The organism is Shewanella sp. SG44-6, from assembly GCF_014164185.1.
Taxonomy (GTDB): Bacteria; Pseudomonadota; Gammaproteobacteria; order Enterobacterales; family Shewanellaceae; genus Shewanella; species Shewanella vesiculosa.
This window is the reverse complement of sequence record NZ_JACJER010000028.1, coordinates 34,640-41,994: the sequence shown is the minus strand read 5'-3', so window position 1 is coordinate 41,994 and position 7,355 is coordinate 34,640. Positions and strand designations below refer to the sequence as shown.

General features: G+C 42.1%; 5 protein-coding genes. 1 reads left to right on the top strand and 4 read right to left on the bottom strand.

The window, feature by feature from the left end; all coding sequences use genetic code 11:
• Nucleotides 1-289: 289 nt before the first annotated feature.
• Genes leuD through leuA form a run of 4 tightly spaced genes read right to left on the bottom strand, consistent with a single transcriptional unit; the run spans nt 290 to nt 4,988 of the window.
• The gene (gene leuD / locus H5185_RS07325; protein ID WP_124018365.1) at nt 290-895 is read right to left on the bottom strand and encodes a 3-isopropylmalate dehydratase small subunit; all 606 of its coding nucleotides are present in this window, start codon (nt 893-895) and stop codon (nt 290-292) included.
• A 21-nt stretch (nt 896-916) separates the two neighbouring features.
• Nucleotides 917-2,329: a 3-isopropylmalate dehydratase large subunit gene (leuC, locus tag H5185_RS07320; RefSeq protein WP_182741715.1), complete on the bottom strand. Its 1,413-nt coding sequence runs from the start codon at nt 2,327-2,329 to the stop codon at nt 917-919.
• Nucleotides 2,329-3,423, bottom strand: a complete 1,095-nt coding sequence (gene leuB / locus H5185_RS07315) for a 3-isopropylmalate dehydrogenase (RefSeq protein WP_182698910.1) — start codon at nt 3,421-3,423, stop codon at nt 2,329-2,331. The genes leuC and leuB overlap by 1 nt, the downstream gene beginning before the upstream one ends.
• Nucleotides 3,420-4,988, bottom strand: coding sequence for a 2-isopropylmalate synthase (gene leuA, locus H5185_RS07310; RefSeq protein WP_124018362.1), 1,569 nt, complete (start codon nt 4,986-4,988; stop codon nt 3,420-3,422). Before leuA ends, leuB begins: the two co-directional genes overlap by 4 nt.
• Nucleotides 4,989-5,516: 528 nt before the next feature.
• Here leuA and H5185_RS07305 point away from each other — a divergent pair.
• Complete coding sequence (locus H5185_RS07305) at nt 5,517-7,355, top strand: diguanylate cyclase domain-containing protein (RefSeq protein ID WP_182741714.1); 1,839 nt, start codon at nt 5,517-5,519, stop codon at nt 7,353-7,355.

Here is a 7,355-nt window from a genome sequence, read left to right as displayed (position 1 = left end):
GGGAAGGATAAAACGGTATGGCTGTACACTTAATTCATCAATGATGCGAATCGCTAAAATTTTAAAATTAAAAATCAGTATCTTATAAAAAATATATCGTACAGCGGTAAGCTAAAATAATTAACCGTATTGCTCTAAACTCTGACGCTAAAAAAATTGTGACACAAAATGGTTACATAAAACTTTTTACAATTAAAAAGTAAAAAACCTCTTCATGATGTCATAAAGAGGTTTTTAATCAGTGATTCATCAGATATAAATACACCCTAACACACTCTGTAATAACAGATTATGCGTACCAAGCCGGTATATGCGCTTCGTAGTCACTAATCTGTTGCTCAAATGACAGTGTTAATCCGATTGCGTCTAACCCATTAAGCAACTTATGCCGTGCAGACTCCACAATAGTAAAACTGAATACACAACCAGAAGGTGACGTCACCGTTAGCGCTTGTAAATCTACAGTAATTTTCGCACCTTGTGTGGCAGACACTTCATCAATCAATTGCTGTACTTCTGTGGATGTTAACTTAACCGGTAATAAGCCATTATTGATCGAATTACCGTAAAAAATGTCCGCAAATGTCGGCGCAATGATCACTCTAAGGCCAAAATCCGCTAACGCCCAAGGCGCATGCTCACGAGATGATCCACAACCAAAGTTTTCCTGGGCGATTAAAATTGAAGCACCTTGATAACGAGGCTGGTTTAATACGAATTCAGGATTTGGCTTATCACCGGCATCGTCTAAATAACGCCAATCATGAAATAAATGAACCCCAAAACCGTCACGCGTAACTTTAGACAAAAATTGCTTGGGAATAATTTGGTCGGTATCAACATTAGCGCTATCAATGGCTACCGCTAAACCGGTATGTGCTGTAAAAGCTTGCATAAAAAATCCTTGTTTAGCTCGTTAATAAGGTTGACGAATATCAACAAAGTGCCCAGCAACAGCTGCAGCAGCAGCCATAGCAGGACTCACTAAATGGGTGCGACTGCCACGGCCTTGTCGACCTTCAAAGTTACGGTTACTGGTTGATGCACAGCGATCGCCCGCCTCTAAGCGGTCATCATTCATCGCTAAACACATAGAGCAGCCCGGTAAACGCCATTCAAAACCTGCTTCAATAAAAATCTTATCTAAGCCTTCCGCTTCTGCCTGTAACTTCACCTGGCCAGATCCTGGCACGACAATCGCGACTACGCCTTCTGCCACTTTACGATTTTTAGCATGCGCAGCAGCTGAGCGTAAATCTTCAATACGTGAGTTAGTACAAGAACCAATAAAGACTTTATTAATGCTGATATCTGTCATCTTGGTACCCGGCGTAAGACCGATATACTCTAATGCTTTCACCATACTGGTTCGATTAGTTACATTGCTTTCTTGCTCAGGGTTAGGTACTACGCCATCAATCGCCACCACTTGCCCAGGGTTAGTACCCCAAGTTAACTGCGGTGCAATATCGTTAGCGTAAAGCACCACTTCAGCATCAAATACCGCATCAGCATCTGTCTTCAATTGCGACCAAGCTGCAACGGCTTGCTCCCACATGGCGTCTTTAGGTGCAAACTCACGCCCTTTAAGGTAATCAAAAGTGGTTTCATCAGGTGCTACCATACCGGCTTTCGCGCCCATTTCGATGGCCATATTACACAAGGTCATCCGTCCTTCCATGGTTAATGCTTCAATAGCTTCACCACAAAACTCAACCACATAACCTGTACCACCATCCATGCCTAAAGTACCGATAATCGCTAATACGATGTCTTTCGCTGTTACACCATCGGTCACTTTACCGCGAACTTCAATCTTCATGGTTTTGGCTTTTAACTGACGTAAAGTCTGTGTTGCAAGCACGTGCTCAACTTCTGAGGTGCCAATACCAAATGCCAATGCACCAAATGCACCATGAGTCGCAGTGTGTGAATCGCCACAAACAATCACAGTACCTGGCAGAGTAATCCCTAACTCGGGACCCATTACATGGACAATACCTTGATTTGGGTGATGAATATCATATAAGCGCACGCCAAACTCTTTACAATTTTGCGCTAGAGTGTCAACTTGAGTGCGTGCCATAGGGCTAAGCGCATCAAGACTGGCACTGCGGGTCGAGGTGTTGTGATCCATTGTCGCAAAGGTTTTTTGTGGCGCACGTAGCTTACGTCCAGCCACTTTTAAACCACTAAAGGCTTGTGGAGATGTCACTTCATGGACTAAATGGCGATCAACATACACTATTGGCGCTTCACCTTCTGGGCTAGCAACAATATGAGCATCCCACACTTTTTCATATAAGGTTTTACCGGTCACTTGGGCCATTACACACCATCCTTAATTGCCTGAGTGATAAAGTCACCCATTTGAGCTGTCGACTTTGCTTCGCTGCGCTTATCGGCAGAAAGCAGTTCCCCAGTTAAATAACCACTTGCTAGTGCTTTTGTTACTGCACGTTCAATAGCGTTTGCGGCATCTTCTTGCTTTAAGCTATGACGCAACATCAATGCGGCAGATAAAATCTGCGCCACTGGGTTCGCAATGCCTTTACCAGCAATATCAGGCGCACTGCCACCTGCGGGTTCAAATAATCCAAAGCCAGTGCTATTCATACTTGCAGAAGATAACAAGCCCATAGATCCGGTTAACATGGCAATTTCATCGGATAAAATATCGCCAAACAAGTTAGAACATAACATCACATCAAATTCATCAGGGCGACGTAATAACTGCATAGTCGCGTTATCAATATAGATGTGCTCTAAGGTAACGTCAGGAAAATCTTTAGCCACTTCCTCTACTACTTGGCGCCATAATACTGAGCAAGCCAGCACATTGGCTTTATCTACTGAAGTGACCTTGTTTTTACGTCCACGGGCGGCTTCAAAAGCAATACGGGCAATTCGGCTAATTTCACGACGGCTATAACGCATAGTGTCGAAGGCTTCCTCATCTTCCCCCTCTCCTTGGCGTCCTTTGGGTTTACCAAAATAAATGCCACCGGTTAACTCACGCACACACAAAACATCAAAACCACGGGCGGAAATATCACTACGCAAAGGTGACATGTGCTCTAAGCCGTCATGTAATTTTGCTGGGCGTAAATTACAAAATAGCTCAAAGTGACCACGTAACGGTAATAATGCGCCGCGTTCAGGTTGATCATTTGGCGGCAAGTGCTCCCACTTAGGGCCACCCACACTGCCAAATAAAATCGCATCCGCGGCTTCGCAGCCTTTTAAAGTAGCGTCAGGTAAAGGACAACCATGGTTATCAATGGCAATGCCGCCAACATCATATTCGGTATAGTTAATGTCTAATCCAAAACGCGCTTCTACTGCACTAAGCACTTTACGCGCTTCAGCCATCACTTCAGGACCAATACCATCACCCGACAAAACTGCTATTTGATAACTCATACGCTACCTAACTCCCTTTCTTTATGGATCTGTTGTTTAAAATCAGCAACCTTATCTGCGCGGTATACTAAGTTCATCACATGGACTAACGCTTTAGCTGACGCTTCAACCACGTCGGTGGCTAAACCAACACCGTGGAACATCTGCTCGCTATATTTGGCAGTAATATCGACTTGCCCAAGCGCATTTTGACCTTCGCCTTTGGCACTTAATTTATAGTTAGTAATATTGATCTGACGACCAGTGGCACGTGCAATGGCATTATAAGCCGCATCGACTGGTCCGTTTCCTGTCGATGCTTCGGTAATATCTTGACCATCTACCGCAATACGCACTGTCGCGGTGGCAACTCCTTCAGTCGAATCTGAATGCACCATCATATGCTGTAGCTGATACTTATCATCGTCTTGTGCTTGCGACTCCATAAATACCAATGCTTCTAGATCGTAATCAAATACCTGACCTTTTTTATCCGCCAAGGTTAAAAACTGCTCGTACAGGCTATCCATATCATAATCACTTGGCTGATAACCCATTTCTTCCATACGATGTTTAATCACATGGCGGCCAGAGCGTGAGGTCATGTTCATATTGTTACGATTCAAGCCAATGCTTTCTGGCGTCATAATTTCGTAAGTATTTTTAGCTTTTAACATGCCATCTTGATGAATACCCGATGAGTGAGAAAACGCATTGGTTCCCACAATAGCTTTATTAGCTTGAATGGGCATATTACATAATTGACTGACGAGCGATGAGGTTCGGTGAATTTCTTTGGCGTTAATACCACACTCAACATTAAGCAAATCTTTACGGGTCGCTAAAATCATAGCTATTTCTTCTAGCGAACAGTTCCCGGCGCGCTCACCAATACCGTTGATAGTACATTCTACTTGGCGTGCCCCCATTTCAACTGCGGCAATAGAATTAGCAACCGATAAACCTAAATCATCATGACAATGAACCGAAATCACCGCTTGGTCGATATTCGGTACTCGATTAAATAAGGTTTGAATAATGCCACCAAACTCACTTGGCACGGTATAACCCACTGTATCGGGAATATTGATCGTACGAGCACCCGCTTTAATCGCTGCCTCTACCATTCGGCACAAGTTATCGATTGGGGTTCGGCCGGCATCTTCACAGGAGAACTCAACGTCATCAGTAAAACGTCTAGCATACTTTACCGCATTAACGGCCATCTCAAGCACATCGTCAAACGAGCGCTTTAATTTGCTTTCAACATGAATGGTCGAAGTTGAAATAAAGGTATGAATTCGAAATTGATCGGCAACCGATAATGCCTGGGCGGCAGCATCAATGTCCTTTTCAAGTGCACGAGACAATGCACACACTCGGCTATTTTTGATGGTCTTAGCAATGGTCTGCACCGAGTGGAAATCACCAGGAGAAGAAACCGGGAAACCCACTTCCATCACATCAACACCCAAACGTTCAAGCGCCAAGGCAATTTGCAACTTTTCTTTAACGGTTAAACTTGCTGCTAGTGCTTGCTCACCATCACGTAGGGTAGTATCAAAAATTATGACTCTATTGGACATCGAATTTCTCCATCGACCATCATGTATATTTACCTAACTGTAAACATCACAACTAGTACATTTCAAAAGGGCTAGAAACAAAAAACCCCGCGGCTGTTAGCGCGGGGTTTGTGTATGCTTAATGAATTATTTTGCATGTAACACAAAGGACTCCGCGCAGGGTATGCGTGAGAGGAGAAGGAGTCCGAGTAAAGTTGATTGTGTGTTCATGCCGTTAATATTCACTTTTAATAACTAAATATGCTAATTGTGCGACATACAATTATGTCTATACCTAATATGTAACGCGACCAGCCTTCTGTGTCAACCCTAATTTAACTAACGTGAAAAAGATGATAGCGTACTAGTGCTTCATTACAGTTAAACAACGACGTGATCAGCCAATATTGATTTGCTTTCAATTAATGAACTTACCTCTCAAAGTACAAATAAACATCAAGCTAAGTGGCTGCATCAATTATATTTTTATGTTTCTCAAGATAAATAATCGTATACTGCACGTACCCCATATAAAATTGATATATGACGATGACGTTATCAAGAAAGAGTATTGAATATCATGGTAGTCGCATTTTTGCTTTAATCTTCGGCCTAACTCTGCATTTAGTCGCAACACCAGCCTTAGCACAACCATCGCAATCTTTATTACTCTCCGGCGACATTATTAGCCAAACTCAACAGTTGAGTGTTCGTGAGCAGCTCAATGTAATCAGTAATATTAACTCTCAACGTTCTTATGAAGCAAAGGCACTCATTGAGTCACTTGAGCAACAACATAGTCAACAACCATTAGCTAATATCAACGCACTGCGCTTAACGCTACTTCATTGCTTTAATTTGCTGGAATTTGGTGAGTTTAATCAGGCAATCACCTTGGCAAAACAAGGGGAGATGAAGGCCAGACAGTTTAAATACGATACCGCTCGCCCTTACTTTATGCAGTGCCAAGCCGATGCACACCAAAGCCTTGGCAATACGCTACAAGAACAACAACTCACCGAAGAAGCGCTTCGTTTAGCCCGGCGTTACTCTGAGAAGCAAGCGATTGTAAATAGCCTTTATGCCAGAAGTAGACAAAATACTAGCTTAGAAAATTACAATCAATCGATTGAGGATTTACGCTTAGCATTAGCCATTTTTGATGAAGCTCAAAACCAATTTCAGCATTGGTTCTTATTGCCAAAATCATATCTACAAGCCGAAATCTCTAATGTATTTTTCTCTATGGGGGATCTTGAAGAAGCATTACATTTTGCAAAACTAACTTACCAAGACCCATCAGCTTTCGGTAAACTCAATTTTGCATTCGCAATTAATTTAGCACGCATTAACATCGTACTAGATAATAGAGAACAAGTGCTTTATTACCTAAATATGGCTGAGTCTGAGAATGATAAAAACTCCGCACAAAGAGATTTGGCAATTGGAAACGCTATACTCGCTGGTATCCATCTGTACGTAGGTGATTTCGACATCGCAGAGAAACTTGCGTTATCAAGTATTACGAGCATGACTAAATACCAAGAGCCTCTTTACGTCATGCGCATCAAGCGCACCTTAGCCAAAGTGTATTTTGCACAACATAAAGATATTCGAGCATTGTCGCTACTTAATGAGATTATTGAACAAGCAACTGAACTTAAGCAATTTTCTGATTTAGAAGAATTTAACCAAATTATCAGTCAATACTACGCTGAACAAAAACTGTTCGAATCCGCTTACCTGTTTCAAGTGCAGCGTTTTGATGCCGCCAAACAAGCTGCAGCTAAGTTAAACAATGCTCATTTTATGCAGTATAAAGCCAGAATCACCGCGCAAAGTGAAGCCAGCACAATACCAGAAAAACCGCTCAATAATATCAACCAAAATTTAACCATTGCAGTGCTAATTATTTTATTCTTATCCGTTGGGCTAGTACTGTTTTTAGTCAGAAAACCAAAGCATCTTAATATTGAGGAGCAAGAAGAAAGCCAACAACAATGTATCGATAATATGTTAAATAGTGCCAAGCAAGGGCACTATCAACTGACGTTATTACTACTCAATATCAATCATATAAATACCATGGACTTGGCATTTATCATCCCACGCCTCAAACATACTCTCAGAGAGCAAGATAAATTGTTTCGTCATAACACTGATGAAATCATCATCATACTGCCACACACATCCCCCATTGGGGCTGCAAGAGTGGCAACCCAAATTGAACAAGTCCTCAGCGAATGGAAAACGGCGCTCAAAGTCAATATCGGCATAGCGGGTTTACAACAACTCGATACTTTTGACGTACTAGTAAAAAAAGCGGTAATTAATCAACTGAATAAAATAAAATCCCAGGAAACGTCTTATTCTCATGACGAAAATTAA

Excerpts from the sequence above, each read along its gene's own strand:
- leuD (WP_124018365.1), bottom strand. The coding sequence starts at position 895 with ATGCAAGCTTTTACAGCACATACCGGTTTAGCGGTAGCCATTGATAGC.
- leuC (WP_182741715.1), bottom strand. The coding sequence starts at position 2,329 with ATGGCCCAAGTGACCGGTAAAACCTTATATGAAAAAGTGTGGGATGCT.
- leuB (WP_182698910.1), bottom strand. The coding sequence starts at position 3,423 with ATGAGTTATCAAATAGCAGTTTTGTCGGGTGATGGTATTGGTCCTGAA.
- leuA (WP_124018362.1), bottom strand. The coding sequence starts at position 4,988 with ATGTCCAATAGAGTCATAATTTTTGATACTACCCTACGTGATGGTGAG.
- H5185_RS07305 (WP_182741714.1), top strand. The coding sequence starts at position 5,517 with ATGACGTTATCAAGAAAGAGTATTGAATATCATGGTAGTCGCATTTTT.